21 protein-coding genes are annotated in these 22,265 nt (G+C 65.9%); 10 read left to right on the top strand and 11 right to left on the bottom strand.

What is annotated here, in order from left to right; all coding sequences use genetic code 11:
• The gene (locus tag SynRS9909_RS11975) at positions 1-1,725 is read right to left on the bottom strand and encodes an ABC-F family ATP-binding cassette domain-containing protein (RefSeq protein ID WP_007101476.1); all 1,725 of its coding nucleotides are present in this window, start codon (positions 1,723-1,725) and stop codon (positions 1-3) included.
• Positions 1,726-1,804: 79 nt separating this feature from the next.
• Between SynRS9909_RS11975 and SynRS9909_RS14090 the strand changes: the two genes are divergently transcribed.
• The gene (locus SynRS9909_RS14090) at positions 1,805-2,008 is read left to right on the top strand and encodes a hypothetical protein (RefSeq protein WP_071933951.1); all 204 of its coding nucleotides are present in this window, start codon (positions 1,805-1,807) and stop codon (positions 2,006-2,008) included.
• Here SynRS9909_RS14090 and SynRS9909_RS11970 read toward each other — a convergent pair.
• Together SynRS9909_RS11970 and SynRS9909_RS11965 are read right to left on the bottom strand one after the other, a co-directional pair.
• On the bottom strand, positions 1,986-2,213 hold the full coding sequence (locus SynRS9909_RS11970; protein WP_007101478.1) for a hypothetical protein: 228 nt from the start codon (positions 2,211-2,213) through the stop codon (positions 1,986-1,988). The genes SynRS9909_RS14090 and SynRS9909_RS11970 overlap by 23 nt on opposite strands.
• Before the next feature lie 52 nt (positions 2,214-2,265).
• Positions 2,266-2,580 carry a hypothetical protein gene (locus SynRS9909_RS11965; protein ID WP_038001827.1) on the bottom strand — a complete coding sequence of 105 codons (315 nt, stop codon included), beginning with the start codon at positions 2,578-2,580 and terminating at the stop codon, positions 2,266-2,268.
• Positions 2,581-2,786: 206 nt separating this feature from the next.
• Here SynRS9909_RS11965 and SynRS9909_RS11960 point away from each other — a divergent pair, with 206 nt between their 5' ends.
• Positions 2,787-3,095, top strand: coding sequence for a hypothetical protein (locus tag SynRS9909_RS11960; RefSeq protein ID WP_038001058.1), 309 nt, complete (start codon positions 2,787-2,789; stop codon positions 3,093-3,095).
• Positions 3,096-3,136: 41 nt separating this feature from the next.
• Here SynRS9909_RS11960 and SynRS9909_RS11955 read toward each other — a convergent pair whose 3' ends face one another.
• The 6 genes from SynRS9909_RS11955 to SynRS9909_RS11930 are packed head-to-tail and all read right to left on the bottom strand — an operon-like array spanning position 3,137 to position 11,049.
• Positions 3,137-4,291 carry an anhydro-N-acetylmuramic acid kinase gene (locus tag SynRS9909_RS11955; RefSeq protein ID WP_007101481.1) on the bottom strand — a complete coding sequence of 385 codons (1,155 nt, stop codon included), beginning with the start codon at positions 4,289-4,291 and terminating at the stop codon, positions 3,137-3,139.
• Between the two features lie 4 nt (positions 4,292-4,295).
• Complete coding sequence (locus tag SynRS9909_RS11950; protein ID WP_007101482.1) at positions 4,296-5,003, bottom strand: TrkA family potassium uptake protein; 708 nt, start codon at positions 5,001-5,003, stop codon at positions 4,296-4,298.
• A complete protein-coding gene (locus SynRS9909_RS11945) occupies positions 4,996-6,399 on the bottom strand; it encodes a TrkH family potassium uptake protein (RefSeq protein ID WP_007101483.1) in 1,404 nt (467 codons plus the stop codon). Before SynRS9909_RS11945 ends, SynRS9909_RS11950 begins: the two co-directional genes overlap by 8 nt.
• Before the next feature lie 2 nt (positions 6,400-6,401).
• Entirely contained in the window at positions 6,402-8,204 is a 1,803-nt protein-coding gene (locus SynRS9909_RS11940; protein ID WP_007101484.1) for an SLC13 family permease, read from the bottom strand.
• Positions 8,192-9,913, bottom strand: coding sequence for a GTPase HflX (gene hflX / locus SynRS9909_RS11935; protein ID WP_007101485.1), 1,722 nt, complete (start codon positions 9,911-9,913; stop codon positions 8,192-8,194). The genes SynRS9909_RS11940 and hflX overlap by 13 nt, the downstream gene beginning before the upstream one ends.
• Positions 9,910-11,049 (bottom strand): NAD(P)/FAD-dependent oxidoreductase, encoded by a 1,140-nt coding sequence (locus tag SynRS9909_RS11930; RefSeq protein WP_007101486.1) that lies wholly within the window; start codon positions 11,047-11,049, stop codon positions 9,910-9,912. The genes hflX and SynRS9909_RS11930 overlap by 4 nt, the downstream gene beginning before the upstream one ends.
• Before the next feature lie 118 nt (positions 11,050-11,167).
• Between SynRS9909_RS11930 and SynRS9909_RS11925 the strand changes: the two genes are divergently transcribed.
• Entirely contained in the window at positions 11,168-11,890 is a 723-nt protein-coding gene (locus tag SynRS9909_RS11925) for a phosphoadenylyl-sulfate reductase (protein WP_240307750.1), read from the top strand.
• Positions 11,890-12,621, top strand: coding sequence for a type III pantothenate kinase (locus SynRS9909_RS11920; RefSeq protein ID WP_007101488.1), 732 nt, complete (start codon positions 11,890-11,892; stop codon positions 12,619-12,621). Before SynRS9909_RS11925 ends, SynRS9909_RS11920 begins: the two co-directional genes overlap by 1 nt.
• Here SynRS9909_RS11920 and bcp read toward each other — a convergent pair.
• Positions 12,608-13,075: a thioredoxin-dependent thiol peroxidase gene (gene bcp, locus SynRS9909_RS11915; RefSeq protein ID WP_007101489.1), complete on the bottom strand. Its 468-nt coding sequence runs from the start codon at positions 13,073-13,075 to the stop codon at positions 12,608-12,610. The two genes, SynRS9909_RS11920 and bcp, sit on opposite strands and share 14 nt — an antisense overlap.
• 185 nt (positions 13,076-13,260) lie before the next feature.
• Between bcp and SynRS9909_RS11910 the strand changes: the two genes are divergently transcribed.
• From SynRS9909_RS11910 to SynRS9909_RS11900, 3 genes are all read left to right on the top strand, one after another.
• Positions 13,261-13,767 carry a 4'-phosphopantetheinyl transferase superfamily protein gene (locus tag SynRS9909_RS11910; protein WP_007101490.1) on the top strand — a complete coding sequence of 169 codons (507 nt, stop codon included), beginning with the start codon at positions 13,261-13,263 and terminating at the stop codon, positions 13,765-13,767.
• A 24-nt stretch (positions 13,768-13,791) separates the two neighbouring features.
• Entirely contained in the window at positions 13,792-14,304 is a 513-nt protein-coding gene (locus SynRS9909_RS11905; RefSeq protein WP_007101491.1) for a hypothetical protein, read from the top strand.
• Positions 14,305-14,471: 167 nt separating this feature from the next.
• Complete coding sequence (locus SynRS9909_RS11900; protein WP_007101492.1) at positions 14,472-15,101, top strand: alpha/beta hydrolase; 630 nt, start codon at positions 14,472-14,474, stop codon at positions 15,099-15,101.
• A 64-nt stretch (positions 15,102-15,165) separates the two neighbouring features.
• Here the strand turns inward: SynRS9909_RS11900 and SynRS9909_RS11895 are convergent, their stop codons facing one another.
• Positions 15,166-17,382: an AAA family ATPase gene (locus SynRS9909_RS11895; protein WP_007101493.1), complete on the bottom strand. Its 2,217-nt coding sequence runs from the start codon at positions 17,380-17,382 to the stop codon at positions 15,166-15,168.
• Positions 17,383-17,470: 88 nt separating this feature from the next.
• Between SynRS9909_RS11895 and SynRS9909_RS11890 the strand changes: the two genes are divergently transcribed.
• From SynRS9909_RS11890 to SynRS9909_RS11880, 3 genes are read left to right on the top strand one after another with little or no spacing between them, the layout of a single operon-like run.
• Entirely contained in the window at positions 17,471-18,574 is a 1,104-nt protein-coding gene (locus SynRS9909_RS11890; RefSeq protein WP_038001830.1) for an efflux RND transporter periplasmic adaptor subunit, read from the top strand.
• Between the two features lie 9 nt (positions 18,575-18,583).
• Entirely contained in the window at positions 18,584-21,988 is a 3,405-nt protein-coding gene (locus SynRS9909_RS11885; RefSeq protein ID WP_007101495.1) for an efflux RND transporter permease subunit, read from the top strand.
• Positions 21,985-22,251, top strand: coding sequence for a hypothetical protein (locus SynRS9909_RS11880; RefSeq protein ID WP_007101496.1), 267 nt, complete (start codon positions 21,985-21,987; stop codon positions 22,249-22,251). Before SynRS9909_RS11885 ends, SynRS9909_RS11880 begins: the two co-directional genes overlap by 4 nt.
• The last annotated feature ends 14 nt before the right edge of the window (positions 22,252-22,265 follow it).

The following is a 22,265-nucleotide window of genomic DNA, read 5'->3' as shown; positions in this document are numbered from 1 at the left end:
TTAAGCGGAATGGCGTCGCCGTTCCTGGCGCTGTTTTTGCTTCTCGCGGTTGGCCCGGCGCTTCGCCTCCTGCTGGGCCGCGGCAAGCGCCGCTTCCGCCGCCTGCTTTTCCTCCTCTTTCTTCTCCAGGTAGTAGCTGTAGTCACCCCGATAGAGAATCAGTTCGCCATCGCGCAGTTCCACGATCCGATTCGCAACCCTTGAGATGAAATACCGATCGTGGGACACGAGCAGTGCTGCGCCGTCGTAATGGCAGAGCGCATCCTCCAGCATCTGCTTGGCGGGAATGTCGAGGTGATTGGTGGGCTCATCGAGCACCAGCAGATTGCAGGGGCTCAGCAACATCAAGGCCAGCGCCAGTCGCGCTTTTTCACCGCCACTGAGTTGGCCCACCTCCTTGAAGACGCTGTCGTTGCTGAAGCAGAAGCTCCCGAGCAGAGAACGCACCTGGGTCTGGGTCCAGTCCGGTACGGCTTCAAACATGGTGTCGATCACCGTCTTGCTCAGGTCGAGCGCTTCGGCCTGGTTCTGTTCGAAGTAACTGGCGATGATGTTGTGGTCGCCGAGGCGGGCGCTGCCCTCATCCGGGCGTTCCAGCCCCATCACCAGACGCAGCAGGGTCGATTTGCCGGCGCCATTCGGGCCCACGAAGGCAATCCGGTCGCCCCGCTCCACCTCCAGCTCCGCCCCCAGAAAGAGGATCTGATCGCCGTAGCTGAGGGTGAGGTTCTCAATCACCGCCACCTGGGCGCCGGAGCGGGGCGCCGGTGGGAAGCGGAAGCTCGGGCCGGCCACCGATTCGATCGGGGCTTCCACCCGCTCCACCTTCTCCAGTTGCTTTTCGCGGCTCTTGGCCTGGGTGCTGCGGGTGGCACTGGCGCGGAAGCGGTCGATATAGGCCTGCTGGCTGGCGATCTCCTTCTGTTGGCGTTCAAACGCGGCCTGGGTGGCGGCCTGTTCCAGCGCTTTCTGCTCCAGATGGGCGGTGTAGTTGCCGAGATAGGCGCGGGAGATGCCCCGTTCCGTGCTCACGATCTGGGTGCAGACCCGATCCAGGAAGGTGCGGTCGTGACTGATCACCACCAGCGCTGCGGTCTGCTCCGTCAGGTAGCCCTCCAGCCACTGGATCGTTTCCACATCGAGGTGGTTGGTGGGCTCGTCGAGCAGGAGCAGATCCGGCTCCTGCAGAAGGATCTTGCCCAGGGCAATCCGCATCTGCCAGCCACCGGAGTAATCGGCGACAGGGCGCTCCACATCCTCCGCAGAGAAGCCGATGCTGGGCAGCAGTTTGTCAATGCGGGCGTCCAGCTCGTAGCCATGCAGCGCTTCAAAGCGGGTCTGGAGTGCGCTCAGCTCGTGGATCAGGGCATCGAGGTGATCGGGATCCTCGGCAGCTCGATCCGAGGCCATGGCGTCTTCGACCTGACGCTGCTGATTCAGCACCTTCGCCGCTTCGCCGAAGGCCTGAAACAGCTCCTGGCGGACGCTGCGGCGCGGATCCACGTCGAATTCCTGTTGCAGGTAGGCGATCCGGGGCTCCCCCTGGCGGATGATCTGCCCGGCGCTCGGTTCTTCGAGCCCCGCAATCAGGCGCATCTGGGTCGATTTGCCGGCGCCGTTCACGCCCACCAGACCGATGCGGTCGCCGGGTTTCACCTCCCAGGTCACATCGCGCAGCACCTCCCCGGTTGGGTAGATCTTGCTGACGCGCTCAAGTCTCAGCACGGTGATCGAGGCGGGCGCGGTTCCATCATCCCGTGTGGGGTGAAGGGCAGACTGGACACTGCGATCGGGTTCACCGGCGATGGCAAGACTGGAGCAGGTGACGGCGCTGGTGGTCGCAGCCGGCTTGGCGATTGTGAGCTATTGGCTGTTTTTCAGCTGGGCAGGGGGTGGACAGGGCAGCCGACGGCCCGCCATCGGCTCACCCGATGCGCCGGAAAGCCGCCCTCGCGATCCCGCCGGTGCTCCAGCGGCGTCTCCGCTCAGAGTCCCCCCCGGGCCTTGACCACCCATTGCTTGGTGCGTTCGTCATCGAGGCTGGCGAGATGGGCACGCACCTCCTCGGAGGTCACGGGCAGGGAGAGGCGATCGCCGAGTGCGCAGATCGCCCGGATCGCGCCGGTCGGATCCTGCAGGGCCTGACGGAACAGGGTGTTGGTCAGGTCGTGGTCGGTCTCGATCCGGCGGTAGAGCTCGGCTGCATTGCCCATCGCAGTGCCTCAGCGGATGGTTTCACACTATGCACGCCGCCGTGATTTGGCTTCAGGCGGCCTGGTCGAGATCGTTCTCCCGGAGGCCTGTGGCGGAGGCGTCCTCCATGCTCCGGGCATCCATGCAGAGCACCTTGCGGAGCTGGGCGTAATTGGCGGCCTGCGACTGGCGTCCTTCCTGAATGGCGCCGTATTCGGCCCGTTGCAACACGTGGTGGAGATGGGTGAGCAGGTAGGTGCTGATCACGGCTGAGACCAGCACATCACTGTTTTCCTGCTTGCGACGGGCACGGCTGTTGGATCGGGATGAGCTGTTGGATCGGGATGAGCTGTTGGATCGGGATGAGCTGCGGGTGCGGGGGGGCATGGTCAGTCGGCTGGCCCCTGTGTTGGTGTCTGGGTTCGCAGATCTGGTCATGGATCTCCTCGCTGGAGGGCGACTCGACCGCTGGCCAGGAGCCTGGATGGCACCCCTGGTGACGGCGAGTGATGGTCACTGCGTACAGCATAGTGCTGGATACTACCCTTGCATACCTCTGTACACTCCTGAGTAGCTCTGCCTGCCTCTGGGTCGTGCCTACCCGCCAAGCCTCCTCCAGCGGGAAGCCGAAGTCGCCTCGGATTCAGGTTGTGCTGCCCGAAGATCTCTGCCAGCGGCTCTCCTTGCTCGCTGAGCGCGAATCCCGCACCGTCAGCAACATGGCCAAGGTGCTGATTCAGCAGGGTGTGCAGCGTTATGAGGCCGGCGAGCCCAGCGCTGGAAGCGCCAAAGCCGCCTCCAGCCCTTCCCGCATGGACACCATCCGCTCGGCGCTGGAATCCCAGCAGCCGCGACGTCTGCGGGGCGCTCCCCGCCGTGTGCGTCTGCACCGGCCTGACTAATGTGCGTCTGCATCGTCCTGATTGAGCATCAGGCCGTCGCGTCACGCCGGCTCAGCCCGTTGCCCCAGCACAACCCGGCGGCTGGCACCGGTCACGGCCGGGGCGTTGCCCGGATGGCGTTGCCAGTGCCACCAGGCCAGCAGCGCAAACACCACCGCTTCCCGGCTCTCCAGCGGCAGCGACAGGCTGTCGCTCCGGTCGACCCGGATCCCGCGACAGCGCTGCCTCAGTTCCTTCATCAACACGGGGTTCCGGCCGCCACCACCGGCCACCACCAGCTCCAGTGGCCGGGGACGACCCTGGCTGGTCCACCGCTCCAGATCCGCCGCCACCACCGCTGCTGTGAACGCGGTGAGGGTGGCGATGCAGTCATCCGGCTGGAGGTGCGTCAGCTCCCCCAGCCGGCGCAGCAGATCGGGCCGTCCGAACACTTCCCGCCCGGTTGATTTGGGGGCTGGTTGCCGGAAATAGGCCTCCTGAAGCCAGCATTGGATCGCTGCTTCCTCCACCCGGCCGGTGGCGGCGTGGCGTCCATCGGCATCGAAGTGTTCGCTGCCGCCGCTGAAGTGCTCCACCGCCAGGTCGATCAGGCTGTTGGCTGGACCGCAGTCCCAGCCCAGCACCTCCGCATCGCGATCGGGACCGAAGCGCGGTGGAATCAGGGTGAGATTGGCAATGCCGCCAAGATTGAGCAGGGCGCGCCAGCCATCGATCCGACCGAGCAGGGCGGCATCGGCCATCGGCACCAGCGGGGCTCCCTGACCGCCGCAGGCCAGATCGGCGGCGCGGAAGTCATGCACCACGGACCGCTCGAGGCGTTGGGCCAGAGCCGGGGCCAGCAGCATCTGCCAGCTCGCCCCAGGCGTCTGACCTCCATCGGCCATGGCGGAAGGGGGGCGATGCCAGACCGTCTGGCCATGGCATCCGATCAGGGAGGCCCGTCGCTGCGGGTCGCAGGCCAGGGCCGCTTCGGCCTGACAGGCGGTGATCGCTTCGGCCAGATCCAGCAGCTCGCCTGCCGCATGGGGAATGCCCTGGCCCACCGCCAGAATCCGTTGGCGCAGCTCCGGGGGATAGGGCACCGAGGCTCGCTCGATCAGTTTCCAATCCGGGTGGTCCGGCCTGCCCTGAAGGCGCACCAGCACTGCGTCCACGCCGTCGGCGCTGGTGCCGCTCATCAGGCCGATGACGAACATGGCGTCAGGATTTCGGCAGGTTCTGCAGATCGTCGATCAGCCCCATCACCACGAGCACATGACCGTCCTGCAGCACGTGGGAGGCGGGTGGGTTCACGGTGAGTTCTTTGACCGGGCCCGCCGCCAGCACGTTGACGCGATGGTTCTTGCGCAGATTCAGGTCGCGAAGGGAGCGGCCGACGAAATGGCTGGGCACCTTGATTTCTTCAATGCAGTGCCGTTCATCCAGCTCCAGCCGTTCCATCAGATTGGGGCGCACCAGTTCCAGTCCCAGTCGTTCCCCCTGCATGCGGGAGGGGAACACCACCTTGTCGGCTCCGACCCGGGTGAGCATTTTTTCGTGCAGATCGCTGGTGGCACGTGCGATCACGCGTCGGACCCGGCTGCCTTTGCCATCTTTGGCAATCAGGGTGGCGGTGATGCTGGCCTCGATCGGTTCACTGATGGCCACCACCACGGTGTCCATGTCGAGGATGCCTGCTTCCCGCAGTGATTCCTCGTCGGTGCAGTCGACGACACGCGCCTCCACCGACGGCTCCTGTTGACGCAGCTCCTCGATCGCCCGGGCGGACCGATCGACCGCCAACACATCGGCGCCGTTCTGCAGCAGTTCCCGGCAGACAGCACTGCCGAAGCGACCCACACCAACGACGCCGAAGCTCTGGAGCTCATCGCCGCTGGAGGGTGCCCAGTTCCACCACTCCCTAGACATAGAGATCCTCCCGCGGGAATCCGATCCGATTCTGACGACTGAGCAGATCCCGGTTCAGGGTTTCCCAGATGGCGCTCAGCAAGAGCAGGATGCCGAGCCGGCCCACGAACATGCCGAACACCAGCACCAGCTGGCCGAAGCGGCCCAGATGTTCGGTGACGCCGAGGTCCAGTCCCACGGTGGCAAACGCCGAGATGCAGGTGAACACCAGTTCGAGAAACGTGAAGGGTTCCTCGCCGCTCACATTGCTGCTGAGGGCCAGCATCATGGCCATCGCCAGCACAAACAGCAGGGAGGCCACCGTGATGCTCACGGCCCTCAGCACCACTTTGTCGGAGATCTGACGGCTGCGGATGACCACATCATCGCGACCGCGCAGGGTGGAGCGTGTCGCGGCCACCAGGGCCACCACGGTGGTGGTTTTGATGCCGCCACCGGTGCCGCCGGGGCTGGCGCCGATGAACATCAGGGTCATGAGCAGCAGCAGACCCGAGTCGGAGATGCTCTGCAGGGAGAGATGCACGGTGGTGAATCCAGCGGTGCGCGCACTGACGGATTCGAACAGGGCCACCATCAACCGTTCCGGCCAGGCGACGCTGCTGAGGAACTGGCCGCGGGTGAGTGATTCCGTCACCATCAGGCCGAAGGTGCCGATGACGATCAGGATCCCGGAGGCGCGCAGCACCAGCCGGGTATGCAGGCTCAGATTGCGTCGCTTCAGGCGTTGGCGATGGGTCCAGACGTCGTTGGTGACCCGCCAACCGATCCCCCCCAGCACGATCAGCACCAGCACCACCGCATTCACCACTCCGTTGGTGCGGTAGGCCTCCAGGCTGTCGCTCCAGAGGGCAAAGCCGGCGTTGTTGTAGGCCGAAATGCTGTGGAACAGGGCGGCCCAGAGCCTTTCGGGGCCTCGCGGCAGATCGGTGAAGCCGAAGCTGTAGAGCACGGTGGCCCCCACCAGGATCATCACGGCTGCGGTGAGGGCGATGCCACGAAAGGTGCGGCCCACGCCCCCCACCCCGAATTCATCGAGGGTCTGGCCCCGGTCGAGCCGTCGGCGCAGGGCGGTTCCGCGCACCACGAAGCCCTGGAGGAAGGTGGTGATCGCCATCAGGCCGAGCCCGCCCACCAGGATCATCACCGCCAGCACCCCCTGGCCGATGCCGGTCAGATCCCGGCCTACATCAATCACCGAGAGTCCGGTCACGGTGACCGCCGAGGTCGCGGTGAACAGGGCTTCCCAGAGGCCGACCCGGGGGCTGGAGCAGAGTGGTGTGGCCAGAATCACCGTGCCGGCAGCGATCACGAGCAGGCCCGTCACCACCGTGAACTGGGGCACGGTGAGCCGGCGATACCAGGCCTGGGTGCGGCTGAGGGCTGTGGGGATCGGCATGGTCAGGCCGCTCCGTAGTGCCCGAGCACCAGGGCTGGCACCAGAAGGGTCATCAGCACGGTGAGGCCGGCGCCATAGCGGGGAATGTCGAGAAAGTGATAGCGCCCCGGGCCGAACACCATCAGGTTGGTTTGATAGCCCATCGGGGTGAGAAAGGATTGGCTCGCCCCGAACAGCACCAGCAGCAGCATCGCCTGGGGTGGCAGGCCCAGGGAGGGCGCCAGCTGGGTGGCCACCGGAATCAGCAGAGCCACTGAAGCGGCATTGCTCATCACACTGGTGATCAGCGTGGTGGCCAGGAAGATCGTGGCCAGGGCGCCGTAGGCGGGCCAGGGGCGCAACAGCTGCTCCATGGCGGCGGCGAGGCCATCGGCCAGGCCCGTGGACTGCAGCGCCACGCTGAAGCTCGAGAGGGAGCCCAGCAGCAGAATCACATCGAGGCGGATCGAGCGCTGCACTTCTCCGGGCCGCAGGCAACCCGCCACCACCAGCGCCACCACCGCGAACAGCACGGCGGCCACCAGGGGAATCGGGGTGAGGCTGGGCACCAGCAACATCAGCAGGGTGATCGTGATCGCCAGCGGTTTGCGGCGCACGGTGGGCAGATCGTTCTCCAGTTGGTCGAGCACCAGCAGGTCGTTACTGGCCTGCAGGCCCCGGATTGCGTCGAGGGGCGCCTGCAGCAGCAGCACATCGCCCTCGCGCAAGATCGCTTGCCCCAGTCGCTCCTGCACCGTCTGCTGGCCGCGGCGCAGGGCGAGCACGGTGGCGTTGTGCCGCTGGCGGAATCGCAGTTCCCGCAAACTCGCACCCGCCAGGGTCGAGCCCGCCGGCAGCAGCACTTCCACCGTGCGCTGTCCGCCCTCGCTGTTGCCTGAAAACAGGGTGCCGTCGGCCAGTTGGATGGTGTGATCCTGCTGAAGCCGCAGCAGGTCGTCGCGGGTCACCCGCAGCAGCAGCCGGTCACCCGCTTCGAGGCGGCGGTCCGCCAGCGGTGGCAGCAGGCGCTCGGCGCCGCGTTGCAGTTCGAGCACATCCACATCAAAACGGCGCTGCAGGCGGCTGTGGCGCAGGGTTTCGCCCACCAGGCTGGAGCTGGCTGGGATCGTCACTTCCGTGGAGTAGCCGCTCTGGCCCGGCGCCGCGACCAGTTCTGCCGAGCCGTCGTGGCGGCTGGGCAGCAGCATGGCCGGTGCCAGGAGCATGTAGGCCGAGCCCGCCAGCCACACCGGCAGGCCGATGGCGGTGATGCTGAAGAGCTCCAGAGAGCCATAGCCCAGTTGGCGGCTGATGTCGCTGGCCAGCAGGTTCACGGAGCTGCCCAGAAGGGTGAGGGTGCCCCCGAGCAGGGTGGCGAAGGAGAGGGGGAGCAGCACCCGGGAGGGGGCGATCCGGCGCCGGTGACACCAGGTTTCCAGCACGGGCAGCAGGCTGGCCACCACTGGGGTGTTGGGCACGATCCCGGAGATCGGCCCCACCACCAGTGCCAGCATCGCCACCATGCGTCGGTCGCTGCGGATCCGTTCCGAGGCGATCAGTTCGCGCAGCCGATCAAGGGCTCCACTGCGGAACAGGGCAGCGGACACGGCGAACAGGCCCAGCAGGGTGATCAGGGCCGGGCTGCCGAATCCGGCCAGGCCCTGTTCCGGCGTGAGCACACCCGTGCTCACCAGCAGGGCGACGCTGAGCAGCCCGGTCAGTTCCGGTGCGAGGACACCGCTGACGAACAGCACCACCGCCAGGACCAGCACCGCCAGTGTGATCAGGGCCTGGGGCTGGAGCAGAGCCGCACTCAGCTCGGCCATGGCACGGTGGAATCGGTGGCTGGGGCCAACGTATCGGTCCTGGTGCCCGATCCCCAGAACCGTTCGTCCAAACGCTGTTTCAGCCCCTGTAGCCCCAGGCCGCTGGTGGCGGAGACGTAAAGCACCTCAGGCTCCAAGCGGCGAATGGTGTCGATCGCGTCGGCGTCGCAGCGGTCGATCTGGTTCGCCACCACCTGGCGGGGCTGATCACAACCCAGGGCATCGAGCAGGCTGTGGACCGCCTGCAGTTGTCCGCTCCAGTCGGGATCGCCCAGGTCCACCACCAGCAGAAGCAGGTCGGCATCCACTGTTTCCTCGAGCGTGGCCTTGAAGGCTTCCATCAGGGCTTCCGGTAGCTCCCGGATGAAGCCCACCGTGTCGGTGATCAGGAGCACGTCGGCCGCGGCGGCGTCGCGGGGGAAGGCCAGGCGGCGGGTGGTGGGGTCGAGTGTGGCGAACAATTTGTTCTCCGCCAGCACCGTGCTTCGCCCCCGTTGGCCGCAGAGAGCATTGAGCAGGGATGACTTGCCGGCATTGGTGTAGCCCACTAGGGCGAGGCGGTGGAGATCCCCACGGCGATCCCGCAGCCGGCCCCGATGCTGTCGCAGCTGGGTGAGGCCGCGGCGGAGCGCTTCGATGCGCCGGCTGATCGCCCGGCGGTCCTTTTCCAGCTGGGTTTCGCCGGGGCCCCGGGTGCCGATGCCTCCGCCCTGTCGCGACAGACTGCGGCCGCGGCCGATCAGGCGTGGTAACCGGTAGCGCAGTTGGGCCAGTTCCACCTGCAGGCGTCCGGCGGCGCTGGCGGCCCGCTGGGCAAAGATGTCGAGGATCAACTCGGTGCGATCCATCACCGGGCAATCGAGCCACCGTTCCAGATTCCGCACCTGCACCGGCGTCAGCTCCCGATCGGTGATCACGAGCGACGCCTGATGACGACGCACCTCCAGGGCCGCCTCCTGCAGCTTGCCCGTGCCCCAGAGCGTCTGCGGGTGGGCGCTGCTCAGGGCCTGAGGGCAGTTGTTCACCGGTTCGGCTCCGGCGCTGCGCACCAGGCCCTCCAGTTCCGCCAGATCCCGCTCGTTGCGTTGCTCATCGCGGCCCGTGAGCGTCAGCAGCAGCACCCGCTCCGGGCCGCCGGCGCTGCGGCGATCGAGCGGTGGACCGGTGCTGGTGGAGGCTGTGCCGGATCCCGCTGGTGACAGCCGGCAGAACGCGTCGAGGTCATCCCCCTCCAGGGTCGCCCAGCCCAGGCTGCTGTGGCGCGCTGGCTGCCAGCCCCGGGCCGGCCGGCGACCGCCTGGTTCTGGTTTGGCGAGGTAGCGCAACCAGAGCTCCGGCTCCAGATCCAAGGCCACCACCGCCTCCCGCGGCTCCGGGCTCAGAAGGCCGCGTCCGCTTGCCGCCAGGCAACTCACCAGGCGCCAGCGCCGCCGGTCCCCCGTGCGCCGCCGTTCGCCGCCCGGCAGGTGGCTGAGCAGTTGGCCCGATTCCGTCAGGGGGCCGACCCAGAGCAATCGGCAGAGACCGCGGGCATCGATCAGCAGGTGGAGGGGCTGCTTCAGATCCAGGCAGAGATCCGCCAGGCGCTCCAGGGTGAGCGGGTCGGCGCCGTTGTCGCTGGGGTGGCGGCGGTGGCTGAGGCGCTCGGCCTGACGCAGTTGAGAGGGACGCAAGCCGCGGGTGCGACCCGCCAGATGGGCCTGCTTCAACCGCCCAGTGCCCAGGCGCCGGCGGAGCGCAGGCCAAGCGACAGATCCGGCAGCCGGGCCAGATAGATGAGCCGGCGCAGCTGGAAGGCGAGGGGGCCGGCCAGGGTGAGGCCCATGCCGGTGATCGTGGCCTCGCCCACGCCCAGGCTGAGCATTTCGCCCAGATCCCGGAACTGGAACGGCATCGGTTCGGATCCGGCGCGGAGCGCCATCACGGTTCGGGCCGCAGCCTGGCCCTGCTGCAGTGCTGCCTGGGCGGTGTGCGGCCAGGTGTCGACGGCCGCCTCCACCGTCTGACGCACGGCCACATCACCGATCGCCAGCAGCGATGGACAGGCGACGCTGCAGAGCACGTCATTGACCAGCAGTCGGCCCTGGCGGCAGGGGAGCGACGGCGTCAGCGACGGCAGGCGGGCACGGGTGCCGGCCGTCCAGATCAAGCCATCGTGGCCGAGGCTGCCCTGGTCGAGATGCACCACGCTGGCGTCGACGGAACGGACGGAGCGGCGAAGGTGGAGCTCGACTCCTCTCTTCTGGAGGGCGCGGCTGGCCTGCTCACGGTTGAACGCTTTCGCGTTGGGGAGGATCGTGTCGCCGCGTTCGATCAGATGCACCGTGGCCGATCCCCGCAGCAGGTCGGCGAGCTTGCAGGCCAGCTCGACTCCGGCTGCGCCGGCGCCCACGATCGCCACGTTGCGGTGCTGCTGACGGTTCAGGGCTTGAATCCGCTCCCGCAGCAGGGTCACATCCTGGAGGGTGTGAAACCGCAGGGCATGGTCTTCGACACCGGGAATGCCGAAGTCGTCGGGTTCTGACCCGCTGGCCAGCACCAGCTGTCCGTAGCTGAGGCAGTCGCCATTCGAGGTCTGAACCGTGCGTGAGCTGGTGTCGATGCGGCTGGCCCGGCTCTGGATCCAGGCGATGCCACGGCTTCTCAGCAGGGTGTCGTAGCTGGGGGCCACTTCCCAGGGGCGCAGCTCGTTGCTGAGCAGCTCGTAGAGCAGGGGCAGGAACAGGAAGCGATCGTTCGGCTCGATCAGCACGATCGGCGGGCGGGGCTGGTGCTGGCTCAGGGCCAGGGCTGTGCTGAGGCCGCCGAAGCCGCCGCCGACGATCACCACAGCATCGGTTTCCATGACACTCCGCTGATCTGCTCGAACCATAGGCAGCCCCAGCGGACGGTCGGCATTGGAGAATGGGCTGAAGAACCACGGGCTGATCGCAACGGATGGTGTCTCAGCTATGGCGTTGGTGATGACAGGCGAGCAGGAGCTGCTGCAGGACCGTGCCCTGCTGGAACCGCTTACGCCGCGCGACCGTCTGCTTTGGGCGGCCGAGCGCTTTGGCGCTGGCTTTGCCGTTACCACCAGTTTCGGGATCCAGTCGGCGGTGCTGTTGCACATGCTCAGCACCCTGCCGATGGGACAGGACATCCCGGTGATCTGGGTGGATACGGGCTATCTCCCGCCCGAGACCTACCGCTATGCCGACGCGCTGACCCAGCGTTTTGGCTTGCGATTGCATGTGACGCAGAGCCCGCTGTCTCCAGCACGGATGGAGGCCCTTCATGGACAGCTCTGGGCCACGGGGCGGATGGAGGATCTGGATCTTTATCTGCGGCTGCGCAAGGTGGAACCCCTGGAGCAGGCGATGGAGACCCTGGAGGTGCGGTGCTGGTCGAGTGGGGTGCGCCGCGGCCAGACCGACCATCGCGGCACCATGTCGCTGCTGGATCCGATACGGGGTCGGCTCTCCCTGCGACCGCTGCTGGAGTGGACTCCGCGCGATGTGTACTACTACATGCAGGAGCATGCTCTGCCCCAGCACCCCCTGTTCGAGCAGGGCTATTCCACGGTGGGTGACTGGCACTCCAGTGCACCCGATGGTGCGGAGCAATCCGGGCGCCAGACCCGCTTCGGCGGCATGAAGCAGGAATGCGGCATCCATCTCCCGGGGGTGATGGGGGACGGCATCTAGTGGGAGCTGACCGCTTCAGCGTCCTGCTGATCGGCAACAGTCGCTGGCACTGGGCGGCGTGGCGGAGCGGCGGTTGGCAGTTCGACCATGGCGCTCCGGAGCTGCAGCGCCTGCGCCTTCAGCCTCCCGATCGCTGGGCGGCCGTCGGACCTGTGCCCAGCGAGGCTGGCCTCGATCCGGCTCGGCAGATCACCGTGGCGGAGGTGCCTTTGCAGGAGCTGGCGCCCTGGGTCGGTGTCGATCGGGCCCTGGCGGCCTGGCGGGCCTGGCAGTTGATCCGGGCGACGGATGCGCCCGGGGTGCTGGTGGCGGATGCGGGCACCGTGCTCAGTCTCACCAGGGTCACCGCTGCGGGGGCGTTCGCCGGCGGGCAGCTGGCACCGGGGCTGGCGCTCCAGGGGCGGGCGATGGCCCAGGGCACCAGGGCCCTGCCGAGTCCGGAACCGGAGCGCGTGCAGGATCGCGATGACCCACTGTTTCCCCGGGAGACCGCTGCGGCGATGCGCCGTGGCGCCCTGCAGGCTGCTGTGGGTTTGCTGGTGGAGGCGCAACAGTGTTGTCCCTGGCCGCTCTGGCTCTGCGGTGGTGATGCACCGCAGCTGTTTCCCCATCTGCAGGGGCGCGGTGTTGAGGTGCGGCATGTGCCGGAGCTGGTGCTGGAAGGGCTGGTGACCCTGCCGGTGGGGCAGGGCCCGCTCGCCATCACACTGCCGCCGCTCAGGCCAGCTTGAGGTCCGCCAGGATCTGATCGGCCATCACTTCGGCTTTCACCTTGCGGTAGATCAGCTCCAGATTGCCCTGAGCATCGATCACAAACGTGTGTCGCATCATGCCCATGAATTCACGGCCCATGAATTTCTTCAGTCCGTAACTCTCGTAGGAGCTGGCGACCGGGCAGGGCTCCGCATCGGTCAAGAGCGTGAACGGCAACGTCTGTTTGGCGATGAAGCGCTGGTGTGATGCGGCGTTGTCTTTGCTGATCCCCAAGACCACGATGTCGTGCTTCTCAAACTCCGCCCAGCGATCGCGAAAGTTGCAGGCCTCTTTCGTGCAGCCCGGTGTGGCGTCCTTGGGATAGAAGTAGATCACCACGCGCTTGCCCCGCAGGGATGACAGCTGCACTGAGGCACCGTTCTGATCTGGGAGCGTGAAATCAGGTGCGGGATCTCCGATCTGAAGGGTCATGCTGCAGTGATCACGGGCCGCGGCGCAGCGTACCCGCCTTGTGGCTTGTGCTTCTGCCGCAGGGATGGCACGAATCGCCGCAGCAGGGGGTCCAGTCGCAAGAGTGTCTATCGGCACAGGAAACGGCCTGGGCTGAGGCACTGCCGCCTCGGCATCGGGATCGCTATCGGCTGTCGCGTTCCTGGATGCGTCGGCTTCTGGGCGATCTGTTCAGCGTCGATCCACGCGATCTGCCCCTGCAGGCTCCCCCGGGGTTGCCTCCCGAGCTGGCAAGCGGTTGGGGGGGCGTCAGCCTCAGTCACTGTTGTGACGCGTTGCTGGTGGGTTGGGCCCCTGATCGGCTCGGTGTGGATCTGGAGCGTCGGGATCGCGCTGTGCCCGCAAGGGCTCTGGCGGAGCGCTTTTTTCTGGAGCCGGAGCGCCGGGCGCTTCGGGGGCTGGAGGGGCAGGCGCTTCGCGAGGCGGTGCTCGACCTGTGGGTGGTGAAGGAGGCGGCGATCAAATGGCAACACGGCAGCATCGCGCGCGACCTGAGCCAGTGGTCGTGCCAGCCCGAACCTGATCTGGTGGTCCATCGCACGGGGGGGTGGACCCTGGCGGTGCAGCGCTGGCATGTGGGCGACTGGACCTTGGCGATGACCCGATCGGCGCTGTCTGAGGTCAGACAGGCCGGGATCCTCTGCCTAGCCTGATGGAGGTCGTTTTCTCTGTCGGCCTTGGCCTCCCTGTCGCTGCGTCAGCTGCCCTCCACGCTGGCGGCCGTGTGCCTGGTGGCGCTGGGGCTGGCGGGCATGACGCGCCCTTCCACGCCGGTGACGGCACGACTGGCCTCGATCACGGCTCTGGAGGATGACACCAGGCCAGTGAGCCTGGTGCTCGAGGAGCGCGAGAGCACCCTGCATCGGCGCCGCGACTCGGAGGTGCTGCTGTCCCAGTTCGTGAGCGGTCAGATGACCCGCCATTACTGGGGGCATTTCGCGGGCTCTCTGCCGGATCTGGGCTTGGATGCGGGCCAGGACCTCCAGGCCCGGGTGGAGCGTGGGCCTGGCTTCAGCCGGCTCTGGTTGACGCCCCGTCGCGGCGGTGAGGGCTTCATGGCCGAAGTGCGTCTCAAGGGTGATCGCCTGGAGCGCTTGCAGTGCCGCGGTTCTCTGCCACGTCCCAGCACATTGGCGGTGTCTGGATGCCCTGCGGGTTGGCAGGCCTTCGGGCCGACAGGACCCTCTTGATTCACAATCTTGCCGCGGGATTGATGAGACGCGCGAGTGTTGGTAGACCCGATCTGCACAGTCCAAAGCCGGCCTCTATGGCGCGTCTTTGGTGCTGAACTGCCCAAATCAGTTGGCAGTTTTATTCCCGTCAGTAATAATTCGGTTGACGTCTTTTTCCGCCGTCCGTGTTCACCCGTCTCGCTGCCGGCCTCGTTGCTGGCGTCTCCCTCTCCACTTTGGCTGTCGCCGCTGAAGCCGGTACCTCGCGCCCTGTGCGCTGGGAAACTGGTGGCGCTGTCTGGACCACCAAGTCCAAAGCCTTCAAAACCTTCTTCAAGAACGGTGACATCACCGACCGGGCTCTGCAGTCCGGCATCGGCGGCTCCGGCTGGACCGCTGATGAGATCCGCGAAGGCATGACCAAGACCTACGACGTTGATCTGATCGGCGTCTCCCGCTTCCTCTACTCCAAGGATGGTGAGAAGTTCCTCAAGGAGCAGACCACCAGCTACTTCCCCTACTGGATGAAGACGAAGACCTCCGTGGTGGCCCTCCGCTCCGCGATCATCGCCGACTCCATCGACGGCAAGCTGTCCTCCCAGGGCATCATGGGCAACCTGCCCGTTGCTTTTGCTCTGGCTGACAACGGCAAGTCCGACGGTTCCCAGAACGTCTGCAAGAGCGGCCTCAACGGTGCTCAGTCCACTTCGCTGCTGTCCTGGTACGTGTTCCTCCCCGCTTGCATCCAGGCCAACCAGATCCTGCCTGCTGCTCCCGCTCCCCGCGCCGCTGCTCCCGTCCGCGGCCTCTGGTGAGCCATCCGAAGTCTTTGCGACTTCTTCCCCTCAAGCCCCGGCATGGCCGGGGCTTTTTTTGCCTTCAGCCTCTTGATCGCTCACCCGACAGGCGGAGGTGGCAGAGCCGCTGGGGCAGGGCGCGACCGCGATGCGCCTCGAGCCAGCGCCGCAGCAGGGGACCACAGGCGGAAGCCTCGGGCCCACTTGCGTCCAGGCGGCGCCGATAGGGGCGACCTTCCCCCAACCAGCGCTCAATCAAGGGTTGATCCAGGGGCAGGCGCAGCGATTCCTGCCACCGCTCCTGGCTGAGCGACCAACCGGCCCGTTGCAAGGCGGCCTGCAGCGCGGTCGTGGCCCGTGCATCGTCCAGCCAGGTTGACTCCAGGGCCAGAAGCGCGTCGAGTTGCCGGCGTTCACTGCTGGCGAGTTGCTCGGGTTTGAGTTGCCCCAGTGCGAGCAGGGCAGCGGTGGGGCCGAGCTCCGGTGTGCTGATCAACAGCCGCAGGCGGCTGTTATCGCTGGCCCGGTCACTGACGCTGGCCCAGTGGCGATCCAGGTTCGCCAGGGCGAGGTCCTCCTGGTTCAGCCGACCGCCGATCACCTCAAAGCGGTGCTCTGGATCGAGCTGCAGCAGACCCTCCACACCGTTCAGCAGCATCGGTTGGTGCAGGGGATCGAGCAGGGTGATTTGGGCCTCGAGCCGATCACGATCCTGGCTGGAGCCGCAGAGCATCGCCACGCTGCCATCGGAGACCGCAGCGAGGGGATCGAGGGCCCAGAGCAGGGAGCGACCCCCCACCAGCAGCACCCGATCGGTGCGTTGCCAGCGCAGGTCGGCCCAGAGCCGTCGTCGCAGCTCCTGCAACCGTTCGCCGTCCTGCGCCAGTTGCCGTTGCAGCCAGCGTTCCAGCTGGGGCTGCTCCGGTCCGCTGCTCACCAGCAGGGGGTGGTCATCCACGGCTTCGGCGGCAGCGGCCAGCTGGGCGGCGCGACGTTCGAGCAGCCGATCCCGCCGCGCCCCTTCCCAGCCCTGGCGCCCGGGCGTCCAGAACGCTTCCCCCTGCAGGGCTGTGGGCAGATACTGCTGGGCCACCCAGTGCTCCCGGAAGGCATGGGGATAGCGATAGCCCTGGCCATCGCCGAAGGCGTCGCCGTCTCGGTTGGCGTCACGCAGGTGGCTGGGCACGTCCTGCTTTTGGGCGCTGCGCACGCTCTTGATCGCTTCGAAGATGCCGATCGTGCTGTTGCTTTTGTCGGTGCAGGCCAGGTAGAGCGCCGCCTGGGCGAGGGGGTAGAGGCCCTCCGGCAAGCCGGTGCGTTCGAAGGCGGAGGCGCAGGCTTCCACCACCACCATCGCCTGGGGATCGGCCAGCCCCACGTCTTCCCCGGCGGCGATCAGCATCCGCCGGAAAATGAAGCGAGGGTTCTCTCCCGCTTCGACCATGCGAGCCAGCCAGAACAGGGCGGCATCAGGGTCGGAGCCCCGCAGCGACTTGATGAAGGCGCTGATCGTGTCGAAATGGGCGTCGCCCTGCTTGTCGTAGAGCACTGCCCGCTGCTGGATCGATTCTTCGGCGATGGCCAGATCGATCCTCACCGTGCCGTCGTCGTCCGTTGGGGTGCTCTCCACGGCCAGCTCCAGGGCATTGAGCAGGCTGCGGGCATCGCCGTTCGCCACATCCACCAGATGGGCGGCGGCCTCGGCTGTCACGCTGACCGCCCGGTTGCCATAGCCCCGTTCGCTGTCGCTGAGGGCCCGCTGCAGCAGGCGGTGAAGATCCTCGGCCTCGAGCGCTTGAAGGCGGAACAGACGCGACCGGCTCACCAGCGCCTTGTTGACCTCGAAATAGGGGTTTTCCGTGGTGGCGCCGATCAGGGTGAGGGTGCCGTTCTCCACCCAGGGCAGCAGGGCATCCTGCTGGGCGCTGTTGAAGCGATGCACCTCATCGATGAACAGGATCGTGCGCAGGCCGTGTCGTTCGAGCCGCTGTCGCGCCGCATCGACCTCCGCCCGCAGCTCCTTCACCCCGGCGAGCACGGCATTGAGGCTGCTGAAGTGCGCGCGGGTGTGGTTGGCGATGATCCGCGCCAGCGTGGTCTTGCCGACTCCTGGCGGACCATGCAGCAGCAGGTTGCCGACCCGATCGGCGGCGATGGCGCGGCGCAGCAGGCGACCCTCGGCCAGGATGGCGCCCTGACCGACGAAGTCATCGAGGTCGCGCGGCCTGAGGCGATCGGCCAGAGGCGCCTGCCGCTGCCTGAGCTGATCGCCGTGATGCGAGAACAGATCGGCCGTCATCCCACCGGTCTTGATCAGCAGATTCTGGCCTGTGCGGGATTCCAGCACCGCGCCAACCTTCCATAATCAGTCCCATCTGCAGCCGCCCGTGATTCTTCTGCGACGTCTGGCACCCCTTGCGGCTCTGGGCGTCAGCCTTGCGGCCTGTGGCAAAGCGACGCCACCACGGGCGCCTGTGGCGGTGGAGGTGGCTCCTGTGACCGAGGCTCGCTTCACCGACGACATCGACACCGTCAGCACCCTGGAGGCGAAGGAGCTGGTGCAGCTGGCGGCCCAGGCCTCCGGCCGGATTCTGGAACTGAAAATCTCCCAGGGCGATGCGGTGGCCCCCGGCCAGTTGCTGGTGGTGCTCGATCAGGCCCAGATCCGCGCCGAACTGGCCAACCTCCAGGCGCAGGCGCAGAAGGACAAGCTCAACTGGGAGCGGTTTGAGTTTCTCGTGCCGCAGGGGGCCGCCTCCGCCCTGCAGCGCGATGAATACAAGGCCCAGTACGTCGCCTCAAGGGAAGCGGTGATCGCCAAGGAAGCCGATCTGTCTTACAGCAACCTGCGCTCACCGGTGCGAGGGATCGTGGCCGATGTGCAGGTGAAGGTGGGGGATGTGATCCGCTCCGGTGATCCCTTCACCCAGCTGATCAAGAACAACCAGCTGGAGGCCCGGGTGGAAGTGCCCTCCACCTATTCCGATCGGATTCAGCTGGGGCTTCCGGTGGTGCTGAGCATGCCCGGCTCGACCAAGGTGCTCGCCCAGAGCACGGTCACGTCGGTGGATCCGACCATTGCCGCTGGCACCCAGGCACTGCTGGTGAAAGCCGTGTTCCCCAACCCCGATGGCGTGCTGCGCAACGGCCAGCGGCTGCGCACCCGGGTCCAGCTCGATGCGCGTCAGCTGCCGTCGGTGCCCTTCGCTGCCGTCACCCAATCGTCGGGGCAGAGTTTTGTGTATCGGGTGGGCAGCTTCAAGCAGCTGGAAGCGCAGCCGGGCAAGGCGGATCTGAGCCGGATCCGCAAGGGCATTGAGATGGGCAAGATCCCAGCGGGCACCCGTTTTGCCCTGCAGACGCCGGTGACCCTGGGGTCACTGCAGAACAACCGTTATCCCGTGGTCAAGGGCCTGGCGCTGGGTGACAAGGTGATCACCACCAATTTGCTCAGCCTTCGGCATGGCATGCCGATTCAGGTCAAGAACTGACGGCCTGATATGTCGGCATCCAACAACTTCATCACCAGGCCGGTTCTCACCACGGTCTGCAGCATCCTGATCGTGATTGTGGGTCTGATTGCGATCCCAATCCTGCCGATTGAAAACCTCCCCGATATCGCTCCCCCCACCATCAAGGTGCGAGCCACCTACACGGGTGCCGATGCGGTGTCAGTGGAGGAAGGCGTCACCAGCGTGCTCGAGCAGCAGATCAATGGTGTGGAGAACATGGACTTCATCAAGTCCAACAGTTCATCCGATGGGGTGAGCGCCATTGATGTGGCCTTTGCCAGCGGCACCGATGGTGATATCAACCAGGTGAATGTGCAGAATCGAGTCTCCCTGGCGGAGCCCCAACTGCCGGAGGAGGTGCGAAAAGCCGGGGTCACGGTGAATAAGGCCTCCAACTCGATTCTTCTGGTTTACAACTTTGTCAGCGAAGACCCAGATAAGATTTTTTACAGCGCAGAAACGATCAGCGGTCTGCTCGATCTCAATCTCACCGATGCGATCAAGCGGGTGAAAGGGGTGGGCGATCTCACCTATTTCGGCAATCGCAAGCTCGCCTTCCGTCTCTGGCTCGACCCTAACAAGCTCACCGCTTTCGGTCTCACCTCCTCGGAAGTGGTGAATCAGGTGAGCAGCCAGAATCGTCTGGTGCCTGCCGGTCAGGTGGGCGGTGAACCCTCGCCGCAGGGTCAGGAGTTCACCTTCACCGTGCAGCTGCAGGGGCGACTGCGCAGCGTGGAGGAGTTCGAAAATATGATTGTGCGCACCGTCGAGGACGGCGGCCTGGTCCGTTTGCGCGATGTGGGCACGGTGCAACTGGGTGGGGAGTCGTATGCCGTGAGTGCCACCGACCTCCAGGGTGTGCCCTCGGTGGGGCTGGCGGTGTATCAGCTTTCGGGGAGTAATGCGCTCGAGGTGTCGGATGGGGTGAAGCAGGTGTTGGCTGACTTTGAAGCCAGCATGCCCGTGGGCCTGAAGATGGAGAAGATCTACGACAACACCGATTTCATCAGCGCCTCAATTCAGGGAGTGGTGAATTCCCTTCGGGATGCCGTGGTTCTTGTCGTTCTGATTCTGTTTCTGTTTCTGCAGAATTGGAAGGCCACCCTGGTGCCGGGGATCGCGATTCCGGTGGCACTGATCGGCACTTTCGGCCTGGTGCTGGCCTTCGGCTTCTCCCTGAATCAACTCACCCTGTTCGGTCTGGTGCTCGCCACCGGCTTGGTGGTGGATGATGCCATCACCGTGATCGAAGACACCTCGTCGAAGCGGGCGGAAGGCCTCTCCGCCCTGGAGGCGGCCAAGGCGACGATGGATGAACTGTTCTCCGCTGTGATTGCCACATCGCTCGTGAAATTCGCCGTGTTCCTGCCCGTGCTGTTTTTCCCCGGCGCCACGGGCACGATCTATAAGCAATTTGCAGCCACGGTGATCTTTTCGATCGCCATTTCCACGTTCAATGCCCTCACCTTCTCGCCGATGCTCTCCGCCCTGCTGTTGGCGCGGGAATCGAAGGATCCCGGGCGCCGGGCCTATGCCATCGCCGGCACGCTGATCGGCTTTGCCTATGGACTGTTGGTGGTGGGGGGTGGCGCGGCCCTGGTGTTGGTGCCCACGGTGGTGGCTGCCCTGTTCGGTCTGGTGCTCGCCCGCCTGATCGACCGCCCCTGTGCGCTCCCCTTCACGCTCGGTGGTGCCATCAGCGGTCTGGCGCTGGTGGGGGTGAGTCGTTGGTTTCCGGTGCTGTTTTTTCCAGCCCTCGGCCTCAGCCTCGGCTGGTTCACCCCGGTGATCTTCGCCAACTTCAATCGCCTCTACGCGGTGATGGAGCGTCGCTACGCCGCTGCCCTGGGCTGGGCCCTGAGCCGGCGCCGTCTGGTGATGAGTCTGCTGGCGACCGGCATCCTGCTCACCGCCGTCGCCTTCCGGGCGATTCCCGGTGGTTTTGTGCCGATCGAAGACCAGGGCTATGCCATCGGTGTGGTGCAGGCGCCGGAGGGTGTGTCCACCCAGGTGACCGAGGCGATCAATGATCAGGTCGCTGCTGTGTTGCGCACGGAGAAAGACATCACCGCCGCCTCCGTGTTCAGCGGTGCCAGCCTCGATGGCAACAGCCCCAACAAAGGGCTGTTTTTCTTCGGCACCAAGAATTGGTCGGATCGCCGTGAGCGAGATCAGAATGTGGCGGCGATTGTGGAGCGTTTGAATCGCAAGTTGGCTGCAGCGATTGATGGCGCCCGGGTGTTTGTGGTGGAACCGCCGGCGATCCCCGGCTATGGCACCGGCGGCGGCTTCGAGTTTCAGCTGCTCGATCAGAGCGGTGGTGCCTACAACCTCGGCCAGTTCTTCGCCACAGCCGGCCAGTTGATCCAGGCGGGCAACAGCGATCCGGATCTGGATCGGGTTTACACCCTGTTTGCGCCCGAGTCACCCCAGATCGCCATCGATGTGGATCGGGATCGGATGGCGGCTCTCGGCGTTGATTTCGGAGCTGCGATGCAGACCTTCAGCGTCAATTTCGGTGGCCTGTATGTGAATGACACCTTCCAGGAGGGCAAGGTGCGACGCGTGTACGTGCAGGCCGGTGCGGAAAGTCGGGCCACACCCGACAAGCTCACGGCCCTCTATGTGAAAGACCAGCAGGGTGATCAGATCCCCCTCTCCGAGTTCTTCACGGTGAAGGAAACGGTGGGCCCCACCGTGGTGCCCCACTTCAACCTCTATCGCTCGATCAAGATCGAGGGCACGCCGGCGCCGGGCAAGAGTTCCGGTCAGGCGATCAATGCCATGAAGGCCATCTTCGCCCGCTTGAACCCCCAGGGCTTGAGCTTCGACTGGACCGGCATTTCCAGGGAGGAGGTCAAGGCCGGGGCCCTGGCGGTGGTGATCTTCGCCCTCGGCGTGTTGGCGGTGTATCTCGTGCTGGCGGCCCAGTACGAGAGCTATTCCGATCCGTTGATCATCCTGATGACCGTGCCGACGGCCATGCTCGGTGCCCTGATCTTTCTTGCCCTGCGTGGCGAAGTGCTCAATGTGTATGCCCAGGTGGGGCTGGTGATGTTGATCGGCCTGGCGGCGGGCAACGGCATCCTGATCGTGGATCTGGCCAACCAGCGCATGCTGGCCGGGGCCTCGGCACTGGAAGCGGCACGGTTTGCCGCCGGTTCCCGCTTGCGGCCGATTCTGATGACGGCGATCTCCTCGCTGTTTGGCTTTCTTCCCCTGGTGTTTGCCAGTGGGGCAGGGGCCCGCAGCCAGACGTCTCTGGGGGCGGTGGTGTTCGGCGGCCTGCTGGTGGCCACCGTGCTCTCGTTGTTTGTGGTGCCCGTCTTCTATGTGGTGGTGAAGACGCTGCTCTCCAGCGACAGCGCTGCTGTTGAGGAACCATCGGCATGAAACCGGCTGCATTTCAAGGCTTCAAGGTGCTCTGGGCCGCTCTGATCGGGGCGGCGATCGGCGTTGTGCTGGCGTTGTTTCTCGATGCATTCCTGCGCAACACCCCCGCCGATCTCTCCCCCGGCCGGGTGCGTTACCTCTACGGGGTGGTGGTGGCCGCCGCCGCTCTGTTCGGTGCTGCCATCGAGAGCATGCGGCAACTTCAGGAAGGAAGCCCGGAGGCGGACTATCACCGCTCCAGGCGCCGCCACCACCGCCGCTGACCCTTCGCGCTCAA

Origin of the sequence: Synechococcus sp. RS9909, from assembly GCF_014279595.1 — a bacterium.
Taxonomy (GTDB): Bacteria; Cyanobacteriota; Cyanobacteriia; order PCC-6307; family Cyanobiaceae; genus Synechococcus_C.
This window is presented reverse-complemented; position numbering and strand designations above follow the sequence as displayed.

What these genes read in the sequence shown, in the direction of transcription:
- SynRS9909_RS11945 (WP_007101483.1), bottom strand. Translation starts at nt 6,399, where the DNA reads ATGCCGATCCCCACAGCCCTCAGCCGCACCCAGGCCTGGTATCGCCGG.
- SynRS9909_RS11880 (WP_007101496.1), top strand. Translation starts at nt 21,985, where the DNA reads ATGAAACCGGCTGCATTTCAAGGCTTCAAGGTGCTCTGGGCCGCTCTG.
- SynRS9909_RS11955 (WP_007101481.1), bottom strand. Translation starts at nt 4,291, where the DNA reads ATGTTCGTCATCGGCCTGATGAGCGGCACCAGCGCCGACGGCGTGGAC.
- bcp (WP_007101489.1), bottom strand. Translation starts at nt 13,075, where the DNA reads ATGACCCTTCAGATCGGAGATCCCGCACCTGATTTCACGCTCCCAGAT.
- SynRS9909_RS11930 (WP_007101486.1), bottom strand. Translation starts at nt 11,049, where the DNA reads ATGGAAACCGATGCTGTGGTGATCGTCGGCGGCGGCTTCGGCGGCCTC.
- SynRS9909_RS11885 (WP_007101495.1), top strand. Translation starts at nt 18,584, where the DNA reads ATGTCGGCATCCAACAACTTCATCACCAGGCCGGTTCTCACCACGGTC.
- SynRS9909_RS11895 (WP_007101493.1), bottom strand. Translation starts at nt 17,382, where the DNA reads ATGACGGCCGATCTGTTCTCGCATCACGGCGATCAGCTCAGGCAGCGG.
- SynRS9909_RS14090 (WP_071933951.1), top strand. Translation starts at nt 1,805, where the DNA reads ATGGCAAGACTGGAGCAGGTGACGGCGCTGGTGGTCGCAGCCGGCTTG.
- SynRS9909_RS11925 (WP_240307750.1), top strand. Translation starts at nt 11,168, where the DNA reads ATGACAGGCGAGCAGGAGCTGCTGCAGGACCGTGCCCTGCTGGAACCG.
- SynRS9909_RS11940 (WP_007101484.1), bottom strand. Translation starts at nt 8,204, where the DNA reads ATGGCCGAGCTGAGTGCGGCTCTGCTCCAGCCCCAGGCCCTGATCACA.
- SynRS9909_RS11910 (WP_007101490.1), top strand. Translation starts at nt 13,261, where the DNA reads ATGCGTCGGCTTCTGGGCGATCTGTTCAGCGTCGATCCACGCGATCTG.
- SynRS9909_RS11950 (WP_007101482.1), bottom strand. Translation starts at nt 5,003, where the DNA reads ATGTCTAGGGAGTGGTGGAACTGGGCACCCTCCAGCGGCGATGAGCTC.
- SynRS9909_RS11965 (WP_038001827.1), bottom strand. Translation starts at nt 2,580, where the DNA reads ATGCCCCCCCGCACCCGCAGCTCATCCCGATCCAACAGCTCATCCCGA.
- SynRS9909_RS11970 (WP_007101478.1), bottom strand. Translation starts at nt 2,213, where the DNA reads ATGGGCAATGCAGCCGAGCTCTACCGCCGGATCGAGACCGACCACGAC.